Source organism: Actinokineospora sp. UV203 (assembly GCF_056323665.1).
In genome coordinates, this window is record NZ_CM150484.1 from 2,361,770 (window position 1) to 2,385,556 (window position 23,787).

Annotated in this window: 22 protein-coding genes and 1 pseudogene; 8 read left to right on the top strand and 15 right to left on the bottom strand. The window is 69.7% G+C overall.

Features of this window, described 5'->3' with window-relative positions:
- The first annotated feature begins 21 nt into the window (after positions 1–21).
- Complete coding sequence (locus tag ACUZ2Y_RS10870; protein WP_476329419.1) at positions 22–1,293, top strand: hypothetical protein; 1,272 nt, start codon at positions 22–24, stop codon at positions 1,291–1,293.
- Here ACUZ2Y_RS10870 and crcB (ACUZ2Y_RS10875) read toward each other — a convergent pair.
- Both crcB (ACUZ2Y_RS10875) and crcB (ACUZ2Y_RS10880) read right to left on the bottom strand, forming a co-directional pair.
- Positions 1,290–1,634, bottom strand: coding sequence for a fluoride efflux transporter CrcB (gene crcB / locus ACUZ2Y_RS10875; RefSeq protein ID WP_476331730.1), 345 nt, complete (start codon positions 1,632–1,634; stop codon positions 1,290–1,292). The two genes, ACUZ2Y_RS10870 and crcB (ACUZ2Y_RS10875), sit on opposite strands and share 4 nt — an antisense overlap.
- Entirely contained in the window at positions 1,631–2,026 is a 396-nt protein-coding gene (crcB, locus tag ACUZ2Y_RS10880; protein WP_476329421.1) for a fluoride efflux transporter CrcB, read from the bottom strand. The genes crcB (ACUZ2Y_RS10875) and crcB (ACUZ2Y_RS10880) overlap by 4 nt, the downstream gene beginning before the upstream one ends.
- A gap of 161 nt (positions 2,027–2,187) precedes the next feature.
- Between crcB (ACUZ2Y_RS10880) and ACUZ2Y_RS10885 the strand changes: the two genes are divergently transcribed.
- Complete coding sequence (locus ACUZ2Y_RS10885) at positions 2,188–2,535, top strand: histone-like nucleoid-structuring protein Lsr2 (protein WP_476329423.1); 348 nt, start codon at positions 2,188–2,190, stop codon at positions 2,533–2,535.
- Between the two features lies 1 nt (position 2,536).
- Here the strand turns inward: ACUZ2Y_RS10885 and ACUZ2Y_RS10890 are convergent, their stop codons facing one another.
- Positions 2,537–3,400, bottom strand: a complete 864-nt coding sequence (locus ACUZ2Y_RS10890) for an oxygenase MpaB family protein (RefSeq protein ID WP_476329425.1) — start codon at positions 3,398–3,400, stop codon at positions 2,537–2,539.
- Positions 3,401–3,632: 232 nt separating this feature from the next.
- Here ACUZ2Y_RS10890 and ACUZ2Y_RS10895 point away from each other — a divergent pair, with 232 nt between their 5' ends.
- A complete protein-coding gene (locus ACUZ2Y_RS10895) occupies positions 3,633–4,535 on the top strand; it encodes a proteasome assembly chaperone family protein (RefSeq protein WP_476331732.1) in 903 nt (300 codons plus the stop codon).
- Between the two features lie 172 nt (positions 4,536–4,707).
- Here ACUZ2Y_RS10895 and ACUZ2Y_RS10900 read toward each other — a convergent pair whose 3' ends face one another.
- The 7 genes from ACUZ2Y_RS10900 to ppdK all read right to left on the bottom strand — a co-directional run bounded on the left by ACUZ2Y_RS10900 (position 4,708) and on the right by ppdK (position 16,296).
- Complete coding sequence (locus ACUZ2Y_RS10900; RefSeq protein ID WP_476329427.1) at positions 4,708–5,046, bottom strand: DUF2203 family protein; 339 nt, start codon at positions 5,044–5,046, stop codon at positions 4,708–4,710.
- 24 nt (positions 5,047–5,070) lie between these two features.
- On the bottom strand, positions 5,071–5,445 hold the full coding sequence (locus ACUZ2Y_RS10905; RefSeq protein ID WP_476329429.1) for a hypothetical protein: 375 nt from the start codon (positions 5,443–5,445) through the stop codon (positions 5,071–5,073).
- Positions 5,442–5,705, bottom strand: a complete 264-nt coding sequence (locus tag ACUZ2Y_RS10910) for a hypothetical protein (RefSeq protein ID WP_476329431.1) — start codon at positions 5,703–5,705, stop codon at positions 5,442–5,444. Before ACUZ2Y_RS10910 ends, ACUZ2Y_RS10905 begins: the two co-directional genes overlap by 4 nt.
- A 441-nt stretch (positions 5,706–6,146) precedes the next feature.
- Positions 6,147–7,016, bottom strand: coding sequence for a hypothetical protein (locus ACUZ2Y_RS10915; protein WP_476329433.1), 870 nt, complete (start codon positions 7,014–7,016; stop codon positions 6,147–6,149).
- 129 nt (positions 7,017–7,145) lie between these two features.
- Complete coding sequence (locus ACUZ2Y_RS10920; protein WP_476329435.1) at positions 7,146–10,076, bottom strand: hypothetical protein; 2,931 nt, start codon at positions 10,074–10,076, stop codon at positions 7,146–7,148.
- 144 nt (positions 10,077–10,220) lie between these two features.
- The gene (locus ACUZ2Y_RS10925; RefSeq protein ID WP_476329436.1) at positions 10,221–13,541 is read right to left on the bottom strand and encodes an AfsR/SARP family transcriptional regulator; all 3,321 of its coding nucleotides are present in this window, start codon (positions 13,539–13,541) and stop codon (positions 10,221–10,223) included.
- Between the two features lie 67 nt (positions 13,542–13,608).
- Positions 13,609–16,296: a pyruvate, phosphate dikinase gene (gene ppdK / locus ACUZ2Y_RS10930; RefSeq protein ID WP_476329438.1), complete on the bottom strand. Its 2,688-nt coding sequence runs from the start codon at positions 16,294–16,296 to the stop codon at positions 13,609–13,611.
- 126 nt (positions 16,297–16,422) lie between these two features.
- On the opposite strand from ppdK, the gene ACUZ2Y_RS10935 reads away from it, so the two are divergent.
- Both ACUZ2Y_RS10935 and ACUZ2Y_RS10940 read left to right on the top strand, forming a co-directional pair.
- The gene (locus tag ACUZ2Y_RS10935) at positions 16,423–17,028 is read left to right on the top strand and encodes a hypothetical protein (RefSeq protein WP_476329440.1); all 606 of its coding nucleotides are present in this window, start codon (positions 16,423–16,425) and stop codon (positions 17,026–17,028) included.
- A gap of 23 nt (positions 17,029–17,051) precedes the next feature.
- Entirely contained in the window at positions 17,052–17,771 is a 720-nt protein-coding gene (locus ACUZ2Y_RS10940) for a YwaF family protein (RefSeq protein WP_476329442.1), read from the top strand.
- 213 nt (positions 17,772–17,984) lie between these two features.
- On the opposite strand, the gene ACUZ2Y_RS10945 is transcribed toward ACUZ2Y_RS10940, so the two are convergent.
- From ACUZ2Y_RS10945 to ACUZ2Y_RS10960, 4 genes are all read right to left on the bottom strand, one after another.
- On the bottom strand, positions 17,985–19,373 hold the full coding sequence (locus ACUZ2Y_RS10945) for an NAD(P)(+) transhydrogenase (Re/Si-specific) subunit beta (protein ID WP_476329443.1): 1,389 nt from the start codon (positions 19,371–19,373) through the stop codon (positions 17,985–17,987).
- Entirely contained in the window at positions 19,370–19,669 is a 300-nt protein-coding gene (locus ACUZ2Y_RS10950) for an NAD(P) transhydrogenase subunit alpha part 2 (protein ID WP_476329445.1), read from the bottom strand. The genes ACUZ2Y_RS10945 and ACUZ2Y_RS10950 overlap by 4 nt, the downstream gene beginning before the upstream one ends.
- A complete protein-coding gene (locus ACUZ2Y_RS10955; protein WP_476329447.1) occupies positions 19,669–20,784 on the bottom strand; it encodes a Re/Si-specific NAD(P)(+) transhydrogenase subunit alpha in 1,116 nt (371 codons plus the stop codon). The genes ACUZ2Y_RS10950 and ACUZ2Y_RS10955 overlap by 1 nt, the downstream gene beginning before the upstream one ends.
- Positions 20,785–20,921: 137 nt before the next feature.
- Entirely contained in the window at positions 20,922–21,161 is a 240-nt protein-coding gene (locus ACUZ2Y_RS10960; protein ID WP_476329448.1) for an HC3 family zinc finger protein, read from the bottom strand.
- Between the two features lie 159 nt (positions 21,162–21,320).
- On the opposite strand from ACUZ2Y_RS10960, the pseudogene ACUZ2Y_RS10965 reads away from it, so the two are divergent.
- A pseudogene (locus ACUZ2Y_RS10965) lies at positions 21,321–21,524 on the top strand (helix-turn-helix domain-containing protein); the annotation flags it as partial.
- Positions 21,463–21,720 carry a Scr1 family TA system antitoxin-like transcriptional regulator gene (locus ACUZ2Y_RS10970; RefSeq protein WP_476329450.1) on the top strand — a complete coding sequence of 86 codons (258 nt, stop codon included), beginning with the start codon at positions 21,463–21,465 and terminating at the stop codon, positions 21,718–21,720. The pseudogene ACUZ2Y_RS10965 and the gene ACUZ2Y_RS10970, both read left to right, overlap by 62 nt.
- Positions 21,721–21,972: 252 nt before the next feature.
- Here ACUZ2Y_RS10970 and ACUZ2Y_RS10975 read toward each other — a convergent pair whose 3' ends face one another.
- Positions 21,973–22,638 carry a TetR family transcriptional regulator gene (locus ACUZ2Y_RS10975; RefSeq protein WP_476329451.1) on the bottom strand — a complete coding sequence of 222 codons (666 nt, stop codon included), beginning with the start codon at positions 22,636–22,638 and terminating at the stop codon, positions 21,973–21,975.
- A gap of 85 nt (positions 22,639–22,723) precedes the next feature.
- Here ACUZ2Y_RS10975 and ACUZ2Y_RS10980 point away from each other — a divergent pair, with 85 nt between their 5' ends.
- Positions 22,724–23,782 (top strand): ferredoxin reductase, encoded by a 1,059-nt coding sequence (locus tag ACUZ2Y_RS10980; RefSeq protein ID WP_476329453.1) that lies wholly within the window; start codon positions 22,724–22,726, stop codon positions 23,780–23,782.
- Positions 23,783–23,787: the final 5 nt, after the last annotated feature.

Here is a 23,787-nt window from a genome sequence, read left to right on the forward strand (position 1 = left end):
GGGGTTTTCGGAGGTGTCGGGGTGCGGCTGATCCGGGTCGGGGGCGAGACCTCCACGGTCGGCACCGACCTGCGTGCCGCGCTGGCGTCCTGGGGACGCGGCGACGCGATCGTGGGCGGTGTGGCGGTACTCGACGTCCAGCCTCCCGGCTGCCCCGGCCCGATCGACGCGGTCGTGATCATGCCGCGTGGCCTGCTGGTCATCGTCGGCGTCGACCTGCCGGACCCCGCCGTCCGGCTGGACGCGCCGCTCGCCGGGCAGTGGGCGACCGACGGGTGGCCGCTCGTGCGGCCCGACGGCGCCACCAACCCGGCGGCCGAGGCCCTGGCGGCGACGTCGGCGGTCACCGCGCTGCTGCAGGCCGAGCGGACCGAGCCGGTGCCGGTCGGCACCGTCGTCGCGATCGGCCCCTACGTCTCGCAGGTCTCCCAGCCCACCCCGGACCTCATGCGCGGGGTGCGCATCCTGCATCCCGAGCCGCGCAACCTGATGACCGCCGCCAAGGAACTCGCGACCCACACGCGCACCTGCACGGTCAATGAAGTGCGGCAGATCCTCGCCGCCGTGCACCCAGGCGGTCCGGACCTCGACAACGCCGACCTTGCCGCCGAGGGCTTCGTCGACACCGCGGCCCGCAACGCCGCCGCGACGACCACGTTCATCCCCCGCACGCTGCTCGCCGCCCACCACGGCAAGAACGAGCGTGACGAACCGGCGCGCGGTCTGCGCTGGCTGCCGATCGTCGCGGCGATCCTCATCGCGATCTTGCTGGCCACCGGTATCGCGGTGGCGATCAGCTCGACCAACAAGGGCTCAGCGGGCAAGCCCGAGAGCTCCACGACCAAGATCCCGGTCGACGGTGTCGCCTTCACGGCGATGGGGTCCGCCGAGCACACCGACTGCGCGGCCCACGCGTTCGGCGATGTCCGGACCTGGCTGGAGAACAACGGGTGCGCCCGGCTCATCCGCGCCCGGTTCGAGGCGACCGCGGACGGCAGGCCGGTGGCCGTGCTGGTCTCAGTCCTACGGTTCACCAAGAGCGCGTCGGCGACCGAACTGCGCGCGGTGGCGGACAAGCCCGGCGCGGGCGGCATCGTCGACCAAGCCGCGCAAGGTGTGGCCTGGCCGGGTGCGCACCAGCCCGCGTTCGAGTCGGCCGCCTACGCCAGCGGGCGTGAGGGCAACAGCCTCAAACTCGTGCAGGCCGTGTGGCTTGACAAGAAGTCGGACCCGGACGACCCGTCCCTCAAATCCGTCGTCTCCAAGGCGTTGCAGCTCACGCTCGCGGGCTAAACAACCAACGCGTGGCCGAGAGCCGCGGCGCCGACAGCCGCGATCACGCTGACGGTGACGTTGGCGAACGCGCGCGTGTACGCGCGGTCCTCGATCAGTCGGACGGTCTCGTAGCCGAACGTGCTGTACGTCGTCAGCGCTCCGCAGAAGCCGATGCCCAGCAGGGCGTGCACCGCTGTCGACGTTCCGGTGAGCGCGCCGAGGATGCCGGAACCGACCACGTTGACGGTAAGCGTGCCCCACGGAAAACGGTCGCCGAAGCGGCGGCGCAGCGCCTGGTCGGTCAGGTAGCGCAGGGGCGCGCCCACCGCCGCGCCGAGGACCACCAGGAACGCGGTCACAGCAGCCACCGGGCGAGGCGCATTCCCGCCGCCACGGCGACGAGCGCGCACAGGACGGTTCCCAGCAGAGCTGACATGGCGAAAATCAGCGTGTCCGGAGCAAGCAGCGCGCGAACTTCCTCCGCGTAGGCGGAGAACGTGGTGAAGCCACCGAGTACGCCTACACCCAGAAATGGCCTGGCAAGCGTATGAATATTCCTCAGTTCCGTCACCGCCACCATCAGCGCCCCGATGAGCAGACAGCCCACGGAATTGACCAGCAAAGTGCCCAGCGGAAATCCACCCGCTTTCCCGGGTAACGCGCTGACCAGCATGAATCGCGCGAGTGCGCCTACGGCGCCACCCAGGGCCACGGCGGCCAACGTCGCCTTCGCCGCAATGTCGGCTGCCATGTCACCTCCTAGCGTGATTATCACCGGCCGCCACACGGGACCGCCTTGCGGGTAGCCATAGGTCGTACCTATAAGCTGCGCACAGAACGGGCCGGGAATGCCGGGTCCCGTGGCACTGGGGCCACATTTCGGCCAATACGACTCATCATGCGGAGGAAACCGTGGCGCAGAAGACCGTTGTCGAGCTGGTCGACGATCTCGACGGTGGAACGGCCGACGAGACCGTGGCCTTCGCCCTCGACGGCGTCGACTTCCTGATCGACCTGTCGAGCGACAACGCCGACAAGCTGCGCGACTCGCTCGCGGAGTTCGTCGGGCACGCGCGGCGCACGGGTGGCCGCAAGTCGAAGGTCGCCGCCGGCACCGCGCGCAAGTCCGCGACGGCCAGCGACAAGGCCGACAACCAGGCGATTCGTGAGTGGGCGCGCAGCCAGGGCGAGACCATCGCCGAGCGTGGACGCATCCCGGCGGCGCTGGTGACCAAGTTCCAGGAAGCGCACGGCGCCTGATCTAGGGCAGCCGTTTCGGCGACGGCGTGGCCCACTCCCCCAGCCTGCGCACGGCGGCGACCGGTGCCGGTTCGAGCTTGCGGGAGATCCGGAGCCCATCGGGCAGGGCCAATGCCGCCCGTCGGAAAGCCCGCACCGCGACAGTGGTGACGGAATCGGGGTAAGCGCGGCGGCCATAGAGCCGCCGCGCCCAGCCGGGCAGCAGCGAATAGGACAAATGTCCGATTGTCGGCTCATAGAGCCGCACACCCGCCGCCAGAAGACCCTGGACCGGCGGTCGGTGCAGAAAGTGGTAGATCACGTCGGTGTTCTCGGTCCGCCGCAACGTCGGATAGATGTTTCTCAGGTAGCCGGTCATCTCGTCCACGCTGCCCGGGACTTCGTCCGGGTCAAGACCGACCAACGCCGCAGCGGTGCGCTGTTCGTCGAAATAGCGATCGGCGTGCGCACGGGTCAGCGGAAATCCCGCCCGGCACGCCACCGACAGGAATGACGCCGCCTCGGCGCAATGCACCCAAAGCAGCAGTTCGGGGTGGTCAATCCGAAACTGGGCGCCGGTTTCATCGCGCGCCCGCAGCGACCGATGCACCTGCCGCACCCGCCGCGCCGCCTGGTCGGCCTGGTCGAGCGTGCCGTAGGTGGTGATGCCGACGAAGGTCGCGGTCCGCACCAGCCTGCCGAGCGGATCGGCCTGGAAGTCGGAGTTCTGCACGACCCCCGCGACAGCCCTGGGATGCAGCGCCTGCAGGTAGAGACTCCGGATACCGCCAAACCACATCGACGGGTCGGCGTGCACCTGCCAGGTGACCGAGTCCGGCCCGAAGAGGCCCAGGTCAGCGCTGTCGATGAGGGCGGGTGAGGTCACCCGTCCCACGCTAGGCCCTGTCCTCCGAAAGGCACAGGGCCCCGCCGCAACGCCAGCTCCCGCCAAGCCGCTGATCCCACCCGCAATCACAGGGGCCGACCCGAACCACCAAACAGGCACACCCAAGCCCCAAGCCCAGACCCCCGGCCCCAGCAACGCCCCCGGCCGGGAATGGATCTCCCCACCGAGGTGTTGACCCAGGGAAGGCAGTAATCGATGTGCGCCGGAGGCGATTGTGGACGGTCAGGGCGACCTGTACGACGTGGACTCGGATGTCCCTGACCTCACGGGCGCGGTGCTGTTGCACAACTTCGAGGGCTTCATGGACGCCGGTTCGGCGGGCCGCCTGGTCGCCGAGCACCTGCTCGACACCCTCGAACACCGGGTCATCGCCCGGTTCGACGCCGACCGGCTGATCGACTACCGGGCCCGGCGCCCGACGATGACCTATCTCACCGATCACTGGGAGTCCTATGCGGCACCCGAGTTGGCGGTGCACCTGGTGCACGACAGCGAGGGAATCCCGTTCCTACTGCTCACCGGGGCGGAACCGGACCGCGAGTGGGAGCGGTTCATCGCGGCCGTGGGTGAGCTGATCGAACGCTGGGGTGTCCGGATGGCCGTGGGCTTCCACGGCATCCCGATGGGCGTGCCGCACACCCGGCCGCTGGAGGTCACCGCGCACGCGACCCGCCCCGACCTGGTGCGTGACTACCGGCAGGTGTTCAGCCGGATCCAGGTCCCCGCGAGCATCGCGAACCTGCTGGAGTTCCGCGAGGGCGAGGCCGGTCGCGACGCGATGGGGTTCGCCGCGCACGTGCCGCACTATCTGTCGCACTCGACCTACCCGGCCGCCGCCTTGTCGCTGCTCGACTCGATCGAGCGCGCCACCGGGCTCTCGTTGCCCGCTGAGCCGCTTCGCGAGGCCAAGCGGAAGGCGGACGTGGAGATCGAGCGCCAGATCGCGGAGTCCGACGAGGTGTCGGAGGGCGTCCGGGCTTTGGAGCACCAGTACGACAGCTTCGCCGAGGCCGCAGGCCGCAACATGCTCGCCGACCCGGCCGACATGCCCACCGCCGACGAACTCGGCAGCCAATTCGAACGCTTCCTAGCCGAACAAGACGGCGAACGCTAACCCTTCCGACCCATCCCCTCGCGAGTCCCCATCTCACGACAGTGAGTTCTCAGTTCACGCCGCTGAGTTCCCACTTCAGGACACTCGACACCCGTCGGCCATTCCAGGGCTAGGCGAATTGGGCTGTCGTGAAGTGAGAACTCACTGTCGTGAGATGGGGACTCGCGGGGGTTTAGGGGAGGGGGCGGCGGGCGGGGAAGCCTAGGTCGGCGCGGTGGTACCACGTCAGGTCTTGTTCGCCTTCTAGCCAGCACCACAGGACCGGGACGCCGTCGAGGTCGCCGGGGAAGTCGACCAGCAGCGGGGCGAAGCCCTTGAGTTCGGCGCCGGTGTCCTGCACCCGCGTGAGCAGCTCATCGAGCCGGGCCTGAGCCGCCTTGAACTCGGGGAGTCCACCGAGGCTCGACTCCCCCGCTCCCAACTCGGCCGCGTCCGCGCGCAACGCGACGATCTCGTCGAGGACAGGGCGCAGCCGCGTCAGTTCGGCGCGGGCTTCAGCGATCGTGAACATGGGCCCAGCCTAATGAGCCGTGACCTACTGCCCGTCGAACACCAGCACCAGCGCGGCCCCGGTGAGCCCGACCGCCCCGACCAGCCCGACCGTGGTTCGGCGCACCCCTAGAGCGCCGACGACACCAGACAGGACGACCAGGACGAGCACCGCGCTGACCGACCACGGCCAGGGCTCACCGGGACCGGCCCGACCCTGCGTGACCAGCGCCGTCCCCACAGCGGTGGCCAGGCCGAACCACCCGGCGATCACCGGCCGCTGACCGCACACCAGCATCGGGACCGCGAGCCCCAACGCCACGGGCAGCACCAACTCCCCGGGGTCCGGATAGTGCTGGACGACGTCGAGCCAGGCGAGGACGAACACGGCCACCGCCGCGACGACCGGCCACTTCATCACCTGTCCGACCTTACGGCCGTCCCGCCCTGCCATGCGACCAGACGGCGCAGCAGCGGCACCGCCACCAGGTGTATCCCGAACGCCACGGCCGGGTGCGCCAGCCACGCACCGACGACGGTCGGCCCGCCCCACGCGCGGTCGAACATCGGGTCAGCGGTGAAGGGGTGCCCGAGGGCGGCGATGGCGTCGGGGCGGAGGAAGTAGAGGTAACCCATGTAGACGAGATATACGCACAGCAGTGCCAGCAGGAACATGACCACGCCGGCCCCCCGTGCGTCCGGCTCGGCACTCCGAGGGAGTACCGGCGCGCGATCTCATCCCGCACGCGCGCCACTCGCCCACCCAACCCCACCGGCATGGCGACGACACGCACCACAGCGAGCGGGAGGGTGGTCAGACCGCGCACCAGCGGAACCGCGATCCAGTTGTGCGACAACGTGTTCATGCGACCAACGGTAGGGACAACCGACAAGCGAATCGTCACCCACGAGCGCCGAGTCCACGGTGCTACTTGAGTACTAGGCCGCCAGCCACCCCGAATCCGACGGGGGCCGAGCCCAACAGACACCCCCGCGAAAGCCGGCCGGCGAACCGCCCAGCAGGCAACGAGACGGCAATGTCGAACTCATTCGCCTGGAGGGGCGACTCGTTTGCCGGACGGGGCGACTCGTTTGCCTGGAGGGGCGACTCGCGGGGTGGGGCTAGAGGTCGAGGCGGTAGAAGTGGAGTTGCTTGGCGACGGTCATGCCTGCCAGTTCGGCGGCTTCCTCGACAACCTCATCGTCATACTCGTGCACCCGCAGCGTCCGCACGTCGGGGTTCAATTCGCGGATCTTGCTCACCAGATCGTGAATCGCGGCGGCCACGACCTCAGGCTCGGTGTCGTGGTGGCTGATTTCCTCGACCATCGCCCGGCTGCCCTTGATGAGCGCCGACAATTCCGCGTCAGTGTCCACGACGTCGATCGTGATGACGTCGGTCCCGTCCGGCAGGTTCTCGGTGGGTTCAGTCGCGACCTGAGTGCGCACGGCAGGCAGGCCGGCGGGAACCGCGACCGAGGCAAGGTCCTCAAACGCCCAGATGTGCCCGAGTTCCTCATCCGGAGTCGCGCCGAGAGCCTCGGCGACATGCGCGTCCAAGTCGGCCATCGGGTCGGACCACACGATCGCGTTGTTACCGGCCTCGCGGGCGTGGTCGGCGGCGGCCTTCGTCATGGCCACCAGCAGCTCGATCTCTTCCGGGGTGGCCGGGTGTTCGTCGTACATCCCGGTCTTGATGCGCTCGATCTCCCGCGACAGCAGCAGCCACTGCACGGTGGGGCCCGGGTCGTCCTCGTCCGGCCCGAGCAGCGACGCCCAGCCCAGCAGCTTCCCGTCGGTGCGGGCGACCGCCACGGCCAGCACGACGCGGTCGTCGTCCTCTTCGAGATCCTCGTCTTCGTCTTCCACGTCGTGGTCTTCCGCGTCGGCCCCGATATCGGCCAAGACGGCGGTGAACAACTCCTCGACCAGCCGCTCCTCGGCCTCCGGATCGGTCTCGACGACGACCTGCACACCCAGCCCGGCGGACATAGCGACTCCATTCACTCGGATCTGTCGGCCCGACCGTATCGGGCGGCCGAACTCCACGCCTGTCCGCGTCCGTCCACACGGGTGAGCAGGACCGGCCGCGGCCGGTCCTGCTCACCCTTCAGCGGTCGATCAGTTGACGACTCGGACCGAGTCGCAGCCCAGGAACGTGTAGGTGTTCCCGTCCGGGGCCAGGTAGCGGCCCTTCAAGCAGGCCTCGGTGGAACTCAGGGTGAGTCCCGAGTCGGCGGGCTTGAAGTGCAGCACCAGGTCCAGATCGGCGTCGCGGGTGCGTTCGTCCAACTCGTAGGAGCGCTCCGGGTGCCCCGCACTGTGGACTTCCCGCGCCCCAAACGGTGCCGCGGTGTCGAAGAGATTCGCCCGGAGTCCCCACAACGTCGTCGACACGTCGATCTTCGTGGCGTCGAAGGCGATCGGCAGCCCGTACTCCCCAACCGCGGTCGTCAACGCGGCGACTGTCGCGTCGGTGTTGAGGTTGATGGAGTTCGGGAAGCCCTTGGGCCGGACGTTGATCGCGATCGGCACGACGCAGTCGATCTGGAACGACGACGCCCGCTGGTTGTTCGTCAGGTCCGGATCGGTGTCGGCCGCGTTCTTCAGCGCCAGAGCGGCGGTGAGGGTCACGGTCTTCACTCCCGGCGACGCGCAGTCGACGGCGGCGGTCGTGCGGACCGTGCGCGGGCTGCCCACGGCCAGTGCGGGCTGCTCCGAGGTCGACGACGCGGGCGTGACGGTCACGCCGCTGCCGCCGGACGCGCTCGTGGTGAGCACGGTGTCGATCGGGCTGGACGGTCCGGCGTTGGCGATGGCCACGTCGAAGGTGACCGAGCCGGACGCGCCGATCAGCACCTCACGCGGTCCGGTCGCCGTGGCGCCGGTGACCTGGACGTCGGCCATCGCGACGACCTTGGTCGTGGTGCTCGCGGTGTTGTTGGCCGTGTTCGAGTCCGTGCCGTCGTGTGATGCGGTGGCGGACGAGGTGATGTCCTTCGGGCCGCCGTTGTTGTGGACGAGGTCCGCGGGAACGTTCACCACCACGGTCGCCGAGGCCGACGCGCCAGGCGCCAGGTTCCCGAGCTCACAGGTGACGACACCGGCCGCGTTCGCGCAGCCCGCCGACGCCGAGGCGAAGGTGACATCCGACGGCAGGGTCTGCACGACCTTGACCGCGTACGCCGTGTTCGGGCTGCTGTGGTTGTGCGCCTGCAACCCGTAGGTGAGCTGCGTTCCGGCGCCCACCGGGTCGGGGGCATCGGTCAGGTGGACGTCGACGTCGGTGCGGCTCACCGCTTCCTGGTACGCCGCCCGGATGAAGTCGGCGGTGTCCTTGGTCAGCTCGTTCGCCGAGGAGTGGCCGCTCGACGGCGGGGACAGCGGGCCCTTGTACTTCAGGTTGGCCCAGTCGTCGTGGCCGTCGAGGTCGGGGCTGTTCGGCGGGGGCGTGCCCATGATCGGCGCGCCTGCCGCCGCCGTGTTGGGGCAGCCCTGGTCGGGGATGCCCATGAAGTTGACATCCGTGACGACGTTCTCGGTGTCGATGTTGGCGGCCGCGTCGGTCCCGTCGCCTTCGCGGTCCCAGTTGACCGGCCCGTTGCCCGCACTGACCCGCCACGGCGATGTGCCGTCGCCGTCCCAGATGAAGATGTCGGCGGTGGCGGCGTTGATGCCCTTCTCCTCGTCGAGCGCGTCCTCGTCGAGCGTGTCGAGCTTCACCCGCGAGTAGTCGAGTCGGGTCCGGTCACGACCGTCGACCAAGCCGTCGCCGCTGATGTCGCTTGTCGGCGCGGGCAGCGTCGGCGAGGCGTCGGGCACGCCGATGGTCTGGTAGACGTAGCTCATCACGGAGTGGTAATTCGGCTTGCAGTTGATGGTGTCGGAACCGCCGTGGCCGAGGTTGAGCGCGTGTCCGAGTTCGTGCACGAACGTGCCTGACTGGTCGCGGACGGTGCCGACGTCGCCTGCCCACCCGCCGAGGCTGACCAGCGGGTCCTTGCCGTCGCCGCAGCACAGCCCGGAGCTGCCGTTGACCACGGGCGGGTCACCGGGGTTGTCCCCGGGTGTGTCGGGCTGGCGGTGCACCCATGGCGACCAGTGGTAGTACGGACGCAGGTTCGCGTCGAAGTTCTGCGCGCGGAGCGTCTCGGCGGTGACCATGGCGCCACCGATCGTCGGGCCCGCGCCCCAGGTCAGCTTGTCGATCTCCATGAGCTGGTCGTCGATGACCATGAGCAGCTGCACGCCGCTGCCCGCGTCCACACCCGTGTAGGGGCAACCTGGCTTGGCGGGCACGTCACCGGCGTTGAAGGCGGCGGTGGACTCATCGATCGCGGCCTGCACCGGCTTGTGGGTGTGGTCGGGAACGCCGTCGCTGTTGGCGTCCGGGCCGACCATGTAGTCGATCTCGGTCAGGATGGTCGGTCGGCAGGGGCTGGCGGCCACCGGCGGAAGCGTGCCGTTGGAGTCGTTGGCCTCGATCGAGCGCAGGTTGCCGTGCTGCGGGACGGTGCCGTCCTTGTCCACCACGATGCCGGACCGCTCGATGCCGTCGTGCAGGCCGTCGCCGTCGAAGTCGACGGAGTCGCCGAACGTGACGGAGAACCAGATCGCGGCCGAGTCGTCGCCGCTGCCCTTCGAGTAGCCGAGGTTGGGTGTGGGCACGTCGCCGGAGAAGGTGCCGGTGTTGGGGTCGATGACGATGTCGAGGTTGTCGTCGCCGTTGGCGATGTCGACCGCGTCGTTGCCGCTGGTGCTGTCGTGGTCCCACAGCTGGATGCGGACGCCGAACGGCCCGGCGTCGCGGTCGAACGTGCCGGAGAGCTTCCACTCCGGCGAGATGTCGCCCTCGTCGTCCGGGGCACGCGGCGAGGTGCGGTCGCCGTCGGGGAAGTACACCTGTGAGTAGTAGTCGTTCGGGCAGGCGTTGAACGGGATGCCTGCCACGTTGCGCTCGTTGTCGTCACAGTCGATCTGCCACACCTTGTGGATCGTGATCGTGACCCCGACGTTGTCGACCGCCTGCGCGACGGGCGTCGTGACGCTCACGAGGCCGATCCCGAGCGCGCAGGCGGAGAGCGTTGCCAATGTTCTTCGAGTGTCCATGAGAGAAGTCCCTCCCGGTGTCGACCGCCCCTGTGCGGCCATACGGGAAGAGTGCGCCGCGGTGTTCAGCCAGCCTTCGAAGCGCCTTCAGACAGCCTTAAAGTTTCGCTCCGCGCCGCGTGAGTTCGGGAATTGGGCGGGTTCGACGCCGAGTTCGCTCATCCGCGCGACATAGGTGCGGTAGGCGCGGCGGGCCTCGCCGTGCGCGCCCGCCATGACCGAGGACCGCACCAGCGCCAGGTGGGCGCGCTCGTCGTACTGGTCGTGCTGCAGGATCCGCAGCGAGTAGGACGCGGCGGAGTAGTTCTCGCCCGACTCCACGGCGTGGTCGGCGAGGTAGTGCGCGACCCGCACGTACACCGAGCGGGCTTCCTCGCGCAGCGCGCCCGCCCAGTCCTGGTAGACATCCTCGTCGAGGAAGTCGCCGGTGTAGGCGGCCTCGGCGGTCCGCAGCAGCAACACGGCCTGCGCCGGGCGCCCCGCCTTGGCCGCGTCCAACCCCGCTTGGGCGTCGCGCAGGAACTCTTCGACGTCGATAGACGTGGCGGCGAGGTCGAGCCACACGCTCGCGCGGTCGGCCCCGACGAAGTGGTCGGGCGCGAAGCGCTTGCCCGGGTCGAGAACCAGGCGCACGGTGGACAGCGCGACGGACAGCCGCGCGGACACCACCGACTCCGCCTCCCCCGGCCACAGCGAGTCCATGAGCTGCGCCCGCGGGACGCGGTGGCCGCGTCGGGCGATGAGGATCTTGAGCAGGTCGCGGGCCTTGCGCGAGGGCCATTCGCTCAGCGGGACCGGGTTGCCGTCGCGCACCACCCGGAAGCCGCCCAGGCATTCGACCCGCACGTCCGGTGGCGCGGCGCGTTCCTCGGCGAGCGCGGCCTGCGCGGCGTACCGGGTGGCGCCGGCGGCGAGGAAGCGCTGGTGGGCACTGGCGGCCAGCTCGCGGGCGCGCTCGCCGGTGGACCGCCGGGCCAGCATCAGCTCGACCCTGGCCTGCCCGAGCGGGTCGCCGATCTCACGGCGGATGCTCAGCGACTCCTCCAGGAACTGGTCGACCGGTCCCACGCTGGAGGCGGCCGCCGCCTTGAGCTCCAGCGCCTCCGCGAGCCCCGCCCGGTCGCGGCGCTTGCGGCTCAGCGCGGCCGCTTCGTCGGCGGCGGCCGCGGCGTCGGCCAGGTGCCCACGGTGCAGCGAGACCCAGCCGAGTGAGAGCAGCGCCGCGGACTGGCCCAGGACCGGTCCGTAGGACACGGCCCGCCGGGCCAGCTCGACCAGTTCGGTGGCGCGGTCGGGCTGCTCCTCGATGAGCACCCGGGCGAGACCCGCCAGGGAGGGCACAAGGGACTGCATGTCGCGGGTCTCCCCGGCCATGGAGATGGCCTCCTCGTAGCAGGCCCGGGCCATCGCCAGGTCGCCGCGCTGCCGGTAGACCTCGCCGAGGTTGGTCAGCGGGTGGGCGACGAGTTTGGACTCCAGCCGCTGGTAGAGCAGCCGGGACGCCTCCAACTCGGCCCGCGCCTCGTCGAGCCTGCCGAGCCCGAGCAGCGCCTCGCCGCGGTTGTTGAGCGCCAGCGCGCGGAACGCGGCGAACCCGGCCAGGTCGGCCAGCCGGATCGCCACGTCGAGTTCGCTGATTCCCTGTGCGTACTGGGCTTCGGCGATGTGGTGGGAGCCGCGGTTGACCCGGATCCGGATGGACTGCAGCACGTCGCCCGCGCGTTCGGCGTGGTCGAGGGCGCGCAGGTAGTGCGCCGCGTTGGCGCGCGGGTCGCTGTCGAGGGCGGCGAGCATGGCCAGCACGGTGTGCGCGGCGGCGAGCGCCCGGTCGTCGTGCGCGGCGTGGGCGGCGGCCAGCGCGGCGGCGGAGAGCTGCCTGCACTCGTCGATCTCGCCGCGCAGCCAGTGGGCACTGGCCCACCACGCCTGCAGCAGCGCTTCCTCGCGGGGCTCGGACCCGTCGAGCGTGCCGCGGCGGTAGGTCGCGATCGCCTCGTCGAGGTGGCCGCGCAGGTGGTGGATCAGCCCCATCCGCCAGGCGAGGCCGACGGCAACCGGGCCTTCGTCTCCGATGGTCCGCTCGAAGGACGCCTGCGCGCCGACCCAGTCGCCGAGGACTTGCCGTGCCTCGCCGTCGAGCTGGTCGAGGACGCCGTCGCGGCCGGCCGGGTCGATCGCGGCGATCGCGTCGACGACCGCTTCGGCGTCGCCGCCGGCGATCATCGCGTGTCCGTGCGCCCAGAGCAGGTCGCTCACCGACGTCGAGTCGCCGCCGGTGCGCAGGCAGCTCAGGGCTTCGCGGTAGTCGCCGGTTCCGGCGAAGTAGCGGCCCGCGTCGCGGACCGCGGTGAGCCGGTCGACGGGGTCGAGCGGCATCCGGGTCAGCGCGAACTCGCGGATCAGCGGGTTGAGCTGGTAGCGGTCGGCGTCCCCGCCCGCGACCAGGAAGCCGCGCGTCTCCAGCGAGTCGATCAGGTCTTCGGCGTCGGTGATGCCGAGCGCGGCGCACAGGTCCGCCGAGAACCAGGGCAGCCCGGCGACCAGCGAGATCAGGTGCCGCACCCGGTCGGACTCGCCGGCGAAGATCTCCTCGGCCAGGTAGCCGAACACCGGCCCACCGGGGCGCAGCGCGCGGCGCAGCCGGGCTTCCCGGTCGGCGGGCGCCACCGGACGGAGGGCCTCCCCCGCCAGCCTCGCCGCGGCGGGCCAGCCGCGCACGGCGTCATGGACCATGGCCGCGAGTTCGGGCGCGGGCTCGCCCAGGACGGTGCGCAGGGCTTCCTCGGTCTCCTCGGCGGTGAACGCGAGGGTGGCGGCGTCGATCTCCAAGACCTGACCGCGGCCACGCAGCCGCTCGATCCGGAACGGCACCCGCGACCGGGACGCGAGGACCAGGTGCAGCGCGGGCGGACCGGCCCGGATCAGGCCTTCGACCAGGGTGGCCGCCGGGTCGTCCGGCGCGAGTTCCTGCACGTCGTCGAGCACCAGGACCAGGTCGTCGGTCAGGTGCCGCTCCAAGGCCTCGGCCAGAGCGGCGGCGTGGGCGAGGGCGCGCATCGGCTGCTCGGCGTCGGCGTCCGGCCCGCGCGGGCCATCGACAACGCCGACAACCCCGGCGATGGCCGAGGACAGGGCGGGCACCCGCAGCCGCAGGGCGTCGACCAGCCCGGTGACCATCGCGGCGAGCGTGCGGTCCTCGGCGGTGACGGTGTACCAGGCACAAGCGTTGCGCGCGGCCCAGGAGGCGAGCAGGGTCGACTTGCCGAACCCGGCGTCGGCGACGACGGTGACCAGCCGTCGGCGGGTGCCCTCGGCGAGCAGGTCGTCGAGACGCGGACGCGCGACGGTGCCGTACGGCTCCGCGGGCGGAACCGCCCGCCCGGACGACCGGTGTCCCTCACCTGCCATGGAGTCCCTCCGCCCGATCCGCCGGTCCACCTCTCTCATCGCTCGTGCCGGTCTGCCGTGACGACGGTCAGCCCCGCACGCTCCCGATCGCCGCCCGGCCCGCCTCCAGCCGTGCGACGGGTACCCGGAACGGCGAGCAGGACACGTAGTCCAAGCCCACGCGGTGGAAGAAGTGGACGGACACCGGGTCGCCGCCGTGTTCGCCGCACACGCCCAGGTGCAGGTCCGGCCGCTTGCTCCGGCCGCGCTCCACGGCGATCTCGATCAGCTGCCCGACCCCGATCTCGTCGAGCGTCTCGAACGGGGAGACGGTGAAGACGCCCTTGTCCAGGTAGGTCGCGAAGAACGCCGCCTCCACGTCGTCGCGGGAGAAGCCCCAGGTGGTCTGGGTGAGGTCGTTGGTGCCGAAGGAGAAGAACTCGGCCTCCTCGGCGATCCGGTCCGCGGTCAGCGCCGCCCTGGGCAGCTCGATCATCGTGCCGATCGGGAAGGTCAGCTCGATCCCGTGTTCCGCGGCCACCTCGGCGACGACCTCGACGATCTCCTGGCGGATCAGGTGCAGCTCCATCGCGCTGCCGACCAGCGGGACCATGATCTCCGGACAGGCGTCGACGCCCTTGCCGCGCAACTCCGCTGTCGCCTCCGCGACCGCGCGCACCTGGAGTTTGAACAGTCCCGGCACGACCAGCCCCAGCCGCACACCGCGCAGACCGAGCATCGGGTTGGACTCGTGCAGCCGCTCCACGGCGGCCAGCAGTTTGCTGTCGACCGCCGACGATTCGCCGCGTTCCTCGGCGCGCGCGACCTTCACGAGCAGCTCGGCCCGGTCGGGCAGAAACTCGTGTAGCGGCGGGTCGAGGAGCCGGATGGTGACCGGCAGGCCCGCCATCTCGGTCAGCAGCTCCAAGAAGTCGGCGCGCTGCACCGGAAGCAGCATGCTCAGCGCGGTGTCGCGTTCGTCGGCCGTCTCGGCGAGGATGACCTTCTCGATCAGGCCGCGCCGGTCGCCGAGGAACATGTGCTCGGTGCGGCACAGCCCGATCCCCTCCGCGCCGAGCGCTCGGGCCCGGCGGGCATCCTCGCCGCTGTCGGCGTTGGCGCGGACCTTGAGCCTGCGCACCTCGTCGGCGTGGGTGAGAAGCCGGTCGACGGCACGCACCAATTCCGCTGTCTCGTCGTCGGCCTCGGCCAGCGCGACGTCCAGTCCTTCAGCGAGGTAGCGCGACACGGGCGAGTCGACCACCGGGATCTCGCCCAGGAACACCGCGCCCGTGCTGCCGTCGATGGCGATCCGGTCGCCCTCGGCGAAGGAGAGCTGACCCGCCCGGGCTTTGCGCGCCACCGGGTCGACGTCGAGTTCCTCGGCCCCGCAGACGCAGGTGCGGCCCATCCCGCGTGCGACCACCGCGGCGTGCGAGGTCTTCCCACCCCTCGCCGTGAGGACGCCGGCGGCGGCGATCATGCCTTCGAGGTCGTCGGGGTTGGTCTCCCGTCGGACCAGGATCACCGGCTCGCCGCGGGCGGCCCACTCGACGGCGGCGGCCGAGTCGAAGACCGCGCGACCGGCCGCGGCACCGGGTGAGGCGGCCAGCCCGGTCGTGACCAGCTCTCGGGGCGCCTTCGGGTCGAACTGGGGGAACATGAGCTGCACGAACTGCTGGCCGGTGACCCGCGACAACGCCTCGTCCATGGTGATCAGCCGCTCGTCGACGAGCTGGGCGGCGATGCGGAACGCGGCGGCCGGGGTGCGCTTGCCGACCCGGGTCTGCAGCAGCCACAGCTTGCCGCGCTCGACGGTGAACTCGATGTCGCACAGGTCCCGGTAGTGCGTCTCCAGCCTGCGCATGGCGGTCCGAAGCTGCTGGGATGACGTCGGGTCGAGCTTGTCGAACTCGTCGAGCGCCAGCGGCGTGCGAATGCCCGAGACGACATCCTCACCCTGGGCGTTGGGCAGGTAGTCGCCGTAGACGCCCGTGCGGCCGGAGGCGGGATCGCGGGTGAAGCAGACGCCGGTGCCGGAGGTCTCCCCCAGGTTGCCGAACACCATCGCGCAGACGTTGACCGCGGTGCCCAGGTCGTGCGGGATGCGTTCGCGGCGCCGGTAAATCCGGGCGCGGGGGGTGTTCCAGGAGTCGAAGACCGCGCGCATGGACATGTCGAGCTGCTCGCGCGGGTCCTGCGGGAACTCGCGGCCCGCGTGCTCGACGATCAGGTCCTTGAACCGCTGGACAGCCTCGCGCAGGTCGTCGGCGGACAGGTCGGTGTCGGAGCGCCCGTCCTTGAGCGACGAGAACGCGTGGTCGAACACCTCCGGGTCGACGCCGAGCACGGTGCGGCCGAACATCTGCAGCAGCCTGCGGTAGGAGTCCCACGCGAAGCGCTCGTCGTTCGCCGCCTCGGCCAGGCCCGCCACCGAGTAGTCGTTGAGGCCGACGTTGAGGACGGTCTCCATCATGCCGGGCATCGAGAACTTCGCCCCGGACCGCACGCTGACCAGCAGCGGGTCGACCACGTCGCCGAGGCGTCGGCCAAGCTGGTTCTCCAGCCTGCGCAGCGCCATCGTCACCTGCACCCGCAGCGCGGACGGCTCGACACCGTCGGCCAGGTAGGCGCGGCAGGCCTCGGTGGTGATGGTGAAACCGGGCGGGACCGGCAGCCCGAGCCTGGTCATCTCCGCGAGGTTCGCGCCCTTGCCGCCGAGCAGGTCCTTGCTGTCCTTGTCGCCGTGGACGAAATCGAACACCCAATCAGTCATCGCGAATCCTCCGAGGTGTCCGTGTCGCCCCCGACCTCGCCACGCTAGTCATTTCTCGGGTCTTTTGCCCGGTCGACTGTGGACCGTGGCGGTCGTAGCGTGAGATCGGCCCGAGAGGAGCAACACATGTTCATGCAGATCATTCAAGGCAGGGTCCGCGACACCGAGGCCGCCAAGGCCGCGCTGGACCGCTGGCAAACCGACCTCGCCCCCGGGGCGGAGGGCTGGCTCGGCGGCACCTACGGCGTCACCGACGACGGGACGATGGTCGCCGCGGTCCGGTTCGATTCGCGGGAGGCGGCTCAGCGCAACAGCGAGCGACCCGAACAGTCGTCGTGGTGGTCGGAGATGGAGAGCTGTTTCGACGGCGAAGTCACTTTCCACGACTGCGACGACGTCACCCTGCTGCTCGACGGCGGATCGGACAAAGCCGGGTTCGTGCAGGTCATCCAAGGCCGGGTCACCGACCGGGACAAGGCGCGCTCGATGGTCGAGCAGAGCGCGAAGATGATCTCCCGGTACCGCCCGGACGTCCTCGGCGCGACCCTGGCCGTGGACAAGGACGGCTTCTTCACCGAGACGGTGGCGTTCACCTCCGAGGACGAGGCCCGCAAGAACGAGGCCAAGGAAATGCCCGCCGAGGCCCAGAAGATGTTCGAGGAGGAGATGTCGCTCCTGCGGGATGTCAAGTACCTCGACCTGCACCAGCCCTGGTTCAGCTCAAGGCGCTGACAGTCCGAGTAGCGTGAGCGGCCGTGGCGCTCGCCGAGCGGGACTTCACGGCCTACGGCCCATCGCACTGGGTCGTGCTCGCCTTGTTCGCCGTGGGCGCCATCGGGTTCGTCTTGCTCGGTCGCGCCCACCCCGGGCTGGTGCCCAGCCGCGTCCTGGCGGTGTTGGTGCTGGGGGTGCAGCTGTCCATCCAGCTGTACTCGATGGCGCCGTCGAGGTTCCAGCTCGACCACTCGCTGCCGCTGCAGCTGTCCGACTTCGCGGGCTACGTGACGGCGTACGCGCTGTGGTCGCACCGGCGGTGGGCGTTCACGCTGACCTACTACTGGGGCCTGACGCTGAGCGTGCAGGCCCTGGTCTCCCCAGCCCTGCGCGGCCCGGACTTCCCGGATGTGTCGTTCCTGGGGTTCTGGGCGGTGCACCTGCTGGTGGTGTGGGCGGCGATCTATTTGACCTGGGGAAGGCGGATGCGCCCGGACTGGCGGGGGTACCGGCTGGCGGTCGTGGTGACCGTGGTGTGGGCGGCGGCGATGCTGGTGTTCAACGCGGTCGTGGGGTCGAACTACGGCTTCCTCAACTCGAAGCCGACCGTGGACTCGTTGTTGGACGTGCTGGGACCGTGGCCTTGGTATGTGGTGTGGGAGTTGGTCCTGGTGTTGACGGTGTGGGCGGCGATGACCGCACCATGGACCCACCCGCGAGTCGCCCCTCCCGGCAAACGAGTTCACCACTCCGGCAAGTGAGTTCAACGCCCAGGACAGTGAGTTCGACTTTCGCGAGCCATCGATGTGGCGCGAAGCGCGCTGGAGGCAGCCCTAGCCCTCCTGCGACCTGCGGCAGGCATCGACGCGGACGGGCCAGGTGTGCGCGAAAAGCACACTCACTGTCCTGGGCGTTGAACTCACTGTCCTGGGCGTTGAACTCACTTGCCGGAAAGGGCGACTCGCGGGGAGGGGTCAGAGCGCTTTCAGTTCCTCGGTGACGTCAGCAACGGAAGCCTTGGCGTCGCCGAAGAGCATGGTTGTCTTCGGGTCGAAGTACAGGGCGTTGTCGACACCGGCGAATCCGGGTGCCATGCCGCGCTTGAGGACGATGACTGAGCGGCTTTCGTCGACGTTGAGGATGGGCATGCCGTAGATCGGGGACGCCTGGTCGGTGCGGGCCGCGGGGTTGGTGACGTCGTTCGCACCGATCACCATGGCGACGTCGGTGCGGCTGAACTCGCGGTTGATCTCGTCCATGTCCTTGAGCCGGTCATACGGCACGTCCGCCTCGGCGAGCAGCACATTCATGTGGCCGGGCATCCGGCCGGCAACCGGGTGGATGGCGTAGTAGACCGAGACTCCCTTGGCTTCCAACATGTCCGCCATCTCGCGCACGGCGTGCTGGGCCTGGGCCACGGCCATGCCGTAGCCGGGGACGATGATCACCTGGTTGGCGAACGCCATCTGGATCGCGGCGTCCGAAGCGCTGGTGCGGCGGACGGTCTGGTCGCCGGTCAGCGCCGTGCCGGTGCCGCTTCCGCCGCCGAAGCCGCCCGCGACGATCGCCGGGATCGACCGGTTCATCGCCTTGGCCATGAGGTTGGTCAGGATCGAACCGGACGCGCCGACGATCATGCCCGCGACGATCAGCGCGGTGTTGTCGAGCGCCAACCCCATCGCGGCGGCGCTGAGGCCGGTGAGGGCGTTGAGCAGCGAGATGACGACCGGCATGTCCGCGCCGCCGATGGGGAGCACGACCATCACACCGAGGACCGCCGCCGAGACGAGCACGCCGATCATCAGCCACTCGGACCCGTTGCCGGTGACGACCAGCGTCGCGCAGGTCACGGATACCAGCAGCAGCAACAAGTTCAGCGGCTGCTGGAGCTTCCCAATCCCGATCGGCCGCCCGGACAGCAGTTCCTGCAGCTTGCCGAACGCGATGTTGGAACCCCAGAACGACACCGACCCGACGATCGCCGCGAACAGGCTCGCCACCGCGACATACGCCGGTTCGTGGTCGAAACCCGCGCTCTGCCGGAACTCCACCCACGCGATCAGCGCGACCGCGCCACCACCGACGCCGTTGAACAGCGCCACCATCTGCGGCACCGCGGTCATCTTCACCCGCTTCGCCGCGGGAACGCCGATCACCGTGCCGACGACGACGCCGAGGATGATCAGCGACCAGTTGCCCATGCCCGGGATGAGCAGCGTCGCGATGACCGCGATTCCCATGCCCACAGCGGCGATCCAGTTGCCGCGCACCGCCGTGCGCGGGCCGGTGAGTCCCATCAAGCCATAGATGAACAGCGCGAACGCGACGATGTAGAGGACCTGGACGAGGACGTCACGGTTCACTTCTCAGTCCTCTCTGGACGGTCCTTGGCCTTGAACATGGCCAGCATCCGGTCCGTGACAAGGAATCCGCCGACCACATTGATCGTGCCGAACGCGATGGCGATCACCAGCAGGATCTTGTCGAGCACGGTGTCGGCGCCGAGGCCGAGCACGATCAGCCCACCCAGCAACACGATCCCGTGGATGGCGTTGGTCCCTGACATCAGCGGCGTGTGCAAGGTGTTGGGCACCTTGGAGATCACCGCGAAGCCGACGAAGCCCGCGAGCACGAGCACCGCCAGGTTCTGCACCAGCATCAGGGCTCCTCCCTGGTCACGCACGCCCCGGCGACGACCTCGTCGCCGAAGTCCATGGCCAACGCGCCGTCGGCGTCGACCAGCAGTTCCAACAGTGCCTGGACGTTGCGTGCGTAAAGCTCACTGGCGTGCTCGGGCATCGTCGCGGGCAGGTTGAGCGGCGCCGCGATGGTCACGTCGTGCACGACGATCACCGCGCCGGGCTCGGTCAGCTCGCAGTTGCCGCCCGACTCGCCGGCAAGGTCGACCACGACGCTGCCGGGCCGCATGCCCTTCACCGCCTCCGCGGTCACCAGCGTCGGCGCGGTCCGCCCGGGCACCAGCGCGGTCGTGATGACAGCGTCGAACCCGCCGATCGCCTGCTCCAACTGCCGCTGCTGCTCGGCCCGCTCCGCGTCGGTCAATGCCCGCGCGTAACCACCGGCGCCCCCGGCCTCGATGCCGAGGTCTAGCCACTGGGAGCCGACGGACCGGACCTGCTCGGCCACCTCGGGCCGCACGTCGTAGCCGGTCGTGTGCGCCCCCAGCCTGCGCGCCGTGGCCAACGCCTGCAGCCCCGCGACACCGGCGCCGAGTACCAACACCTTGGCGGGCGGGACCGTGCCCGCCGCGGTGGTCAACATGGGGAAGAACCTGGTGAGGTGCTCGGCGGCCAGCATCGCGGCCCGGTAACCGGAGACGTTGGCCTGCGAGGACAACGCGTCCATGCTCTGCGCCCGTGAGATGCGGGGAACCGCTTCCATAGCGAACCCGGTGACCCCCGCGTCCGCGAGCGCCCGGACACCCTCGGCGTCGGTAAGGGGTGCGAGGAACCCGATGAGGACGGCCCCCGATTTCAGCCGCGCGATCTCCTCCCGGCTCGGTTTCGCGACCTTGACCACGACATCGGCCGACCACGGGTCACCGAGCGTCGCCCCTGCTCTGACGTAGGCGTCATCGGGAATCAGGGCGGCCGACCCCGCACCCCGCTCGACGACGACTTCCAGGCCCTTGGCTTTCAGCCGCTCGACGACCTTGGGCACAAGAGCCACCCGGCGCTCACCCGCGGCGGATTCCCGCGGAACGCCTACGGATGTGTTGGCGGTCACAGTACAGTTGTACCCTTTGGGGGCCATTTCAGGTGAGCGCCACCCGGCTGATCACAGCGCCAATTCCTCGCCGCGAGATCCGCTTCAGGAAGTGCGACAGTCCGGCCCCATTCGGTGTCGGGACATATCAGTCCCCCGGCGGGTTCGGGCGGCAAGGTCCGCGCTCATCGGCGCACAGACTTGCGTGGCGATGTGTGGTGCACCCAGGTCGAACAGCATTCACCGCACATCGGAACGCGGCGCCGGAAGTCGTCGGCGACCAAGACGATCTCCAGACCGCACAGCGTTGTGTACTCGGCGCCGGGCAGCGGTGGAAACGATGAATGCTCGGTACTCGGAATGGCGTGCAGGCCGCCGCGCGACGCTTGCCATTCGAACAATCTGCTCAAAGCCGACGCGGTCACGCCCCCGAACCGCAAGGAAGATCGAACATCTGCTCGGGTGATGTGCCTGACCAGCGGTGATCAGTAGCGTCGAACCATGACCGACACCGGCGGCACGCTCCGCACCCGCGCGCTGGCCGCCGCCCTCAGGCGGGAGATGGAGGGGTCCGGGTTCGGGGTGCGGGAGTCGCCCGGATGTTGGGGTTGTCGCATTCGACGGTGTCGCGGTGGGTGAACGGGCGGCGGGTGCCGAGTCCGGACAGCGTGTCGGCGCTGCCGGCGGTGATCAGGGTGACGGGACGCAAGCGCGCGGACATCACAGATGCCCGCCTACATCCGGGCGATCACGACCAGCAACCCGCATCGTCCTCCCGAGGAGATTGACCGGCGAATTAGAGCGCGAATCGAACGGCAGCTGGTGCTCCGCGAGCGCCGCCCATCGCCCGCGAACCTATTCGCATTCATCGGCGAGCCTGGCATCCGCCAGATTATCGGCGGACGAACCGTCATGATCGACCAACTCGATCATTTGCTGACGGTTTCCCGCCTTCGGGATGGCTGCGGCGTCGCGCACGGATAGGCCGAATTCGTTCACAAGTTGGACAGCCGCGTCATGGGTACGTTCAACTGCCGCGTGCTTTGCCACTTCGGCCTGCTCGCGCAGGGCGCGGACCTCGGCGGCCGAATCGTGCGGGCAAACGTATGCGCGCCTTCCAGACCCGGCACGTCAGCCAGCCAATGATCATCCTCGCGGGTCACCACAACCCGGTAGACGGGTTCAACATGGTTCACGCCAGCCTCGCCACCCAGCCGCTCGATCCGTCGATTTATCTCACGCACTATCGGGGGCGCCAGCCGCGTCGCCGCGCCAGGCGGCCATGCCCAGGACGATCAGGCGTAGCTGCCCCTCGGCTGCCGACACGACCTGGGCGCGGTCGTCCGGGTGCTCCCCGACATCCAGCAGCGCGGTCACGATGGACATCATCGCGCCGACCATCAAGTCCGCACCCATGCGCAGGTCCTCCGCCGACCAGTCGGCCAAGCCGGGGAACCGCCCCAGGTCGACCGCGAGTTCGCTGCCCAGCAGCCGCAGTTCCGCCGCGATCGCGCGGCGCACCGACGGGACGTCGCCATGGCGTTCGCGCAGCAGGAAGCGGAAGTGGCGGCCGTGCTTGCCGACCTGCTTGACCAAGATGTCGACAGACCCGCGGATCGCGTCGCCCGCGGGACGCTTGCGGGCGTCGCGCAGCATCGCGCGCAGGGGGCGCATGGCTTCCTCGACCAGTTCGACGCCGAGTTCGTCCATCGACGCGAAGTGCCGGTAGAACGCCGTGGGCACGATGCCGACCTCGCGGGTGACCTCGCGCAGGCTCAGGCTCGCCAAACTCTGCTCCGCACCCAAGGCGGCGTCCAGCAGCGCCTGTCTCGTGCGCTGCTTGCGTTCCTGACGGGTTCCGCCCGCGTCCACTGCCACGAGTTTGAGAGTACGGGTGTTCACCGTCACATCCGATCCGCGTTGACAACGACGCTCCGCCGCGCTGGACTTTTGAGTGTACGCATGTACACCCAACAAGGAGGTCGTGGTGCTCACCACTGGGCTGAGGTTCCTGGAGGCCCTGGCCACGCCGCATGGCCTCGACCGGTACCTCGAACTGATCCACCCGATGCTGACCATCCGGGAGCTGCGCGGTGAGGTGACAAGTGTTCACCGAACCACCCGGGACACGGTCACGCTGACCATCCGCCCGACCCGCCGGTGGCGCGGTTTCACCGCGGGCCAGTACGTCCGGGTGTCGGTCGACATCGACGGCGTGCGGCGGACCCGGTGCTACTCCCCCGCCACCTCGCAACACCGCGACGGCCACTTCGAACTGACCGTCAAGGCCCACGAGAGCGGCCTGGTCTCCCGCTGGCTGCACGCCAACGCCCGCCCGGGCCTGGTCCTCGGGCTCTCGCAGGCCGAAGGCGAGTTCACCCTGCCCGCCGAGCGCCCGGACAAGATCCTGCTCATCAGCGGCGGCAGCGGCATCACCCCGGTGCTGTCGATGCTGCGCACCCTGAGCGACGAGGACTACCAGGGCACCGTCACCTTCCTGCACTACGCCTACACCGAGGCCGACGTGCCGTGCCTGGACCAACTGCGTGACCTCGCGTCGGACAAGCTGGTCCTCGCCTACACCGACGCCGCAGGCGGCGACCTCGAAGGCTTCTTCGACGAGACCCACCTGCGCAAGGCCGCACCCTGGTTCGCCGAGGCGCAGACCTACCTGTGCGGACCGCCCGGACTGATGGCCGGCGTCCGCGACGTCTTCGCCGACCTCGGCGTCAGCGACCGGCTGCACACCGAGGACTTCGCGCCCGCGCCGATCACCGTCGACGCGGCCGACGCCACCGGCGACGTCACCTTCGCCCGCAGCCACCGCACCGCGCCGAACTCCGGGGCGACACTGCTGGAGCAGGCCGAGGCCGCGGGGCTCAAGCCCGAGCACGGCTGTCGCATGGGCATCTGCTTTTCCTGCACCCGCGTCAAGACCGAGGGGTGCGTCCGCGACGTGCGCAACGGCGCGCTGTCCACCGATCCGGACGAGGAGATCCAGCTCTGTGTCTCCGTCCCCGTCGGCGACGTCGCCATCGATCTCTAAGGAGA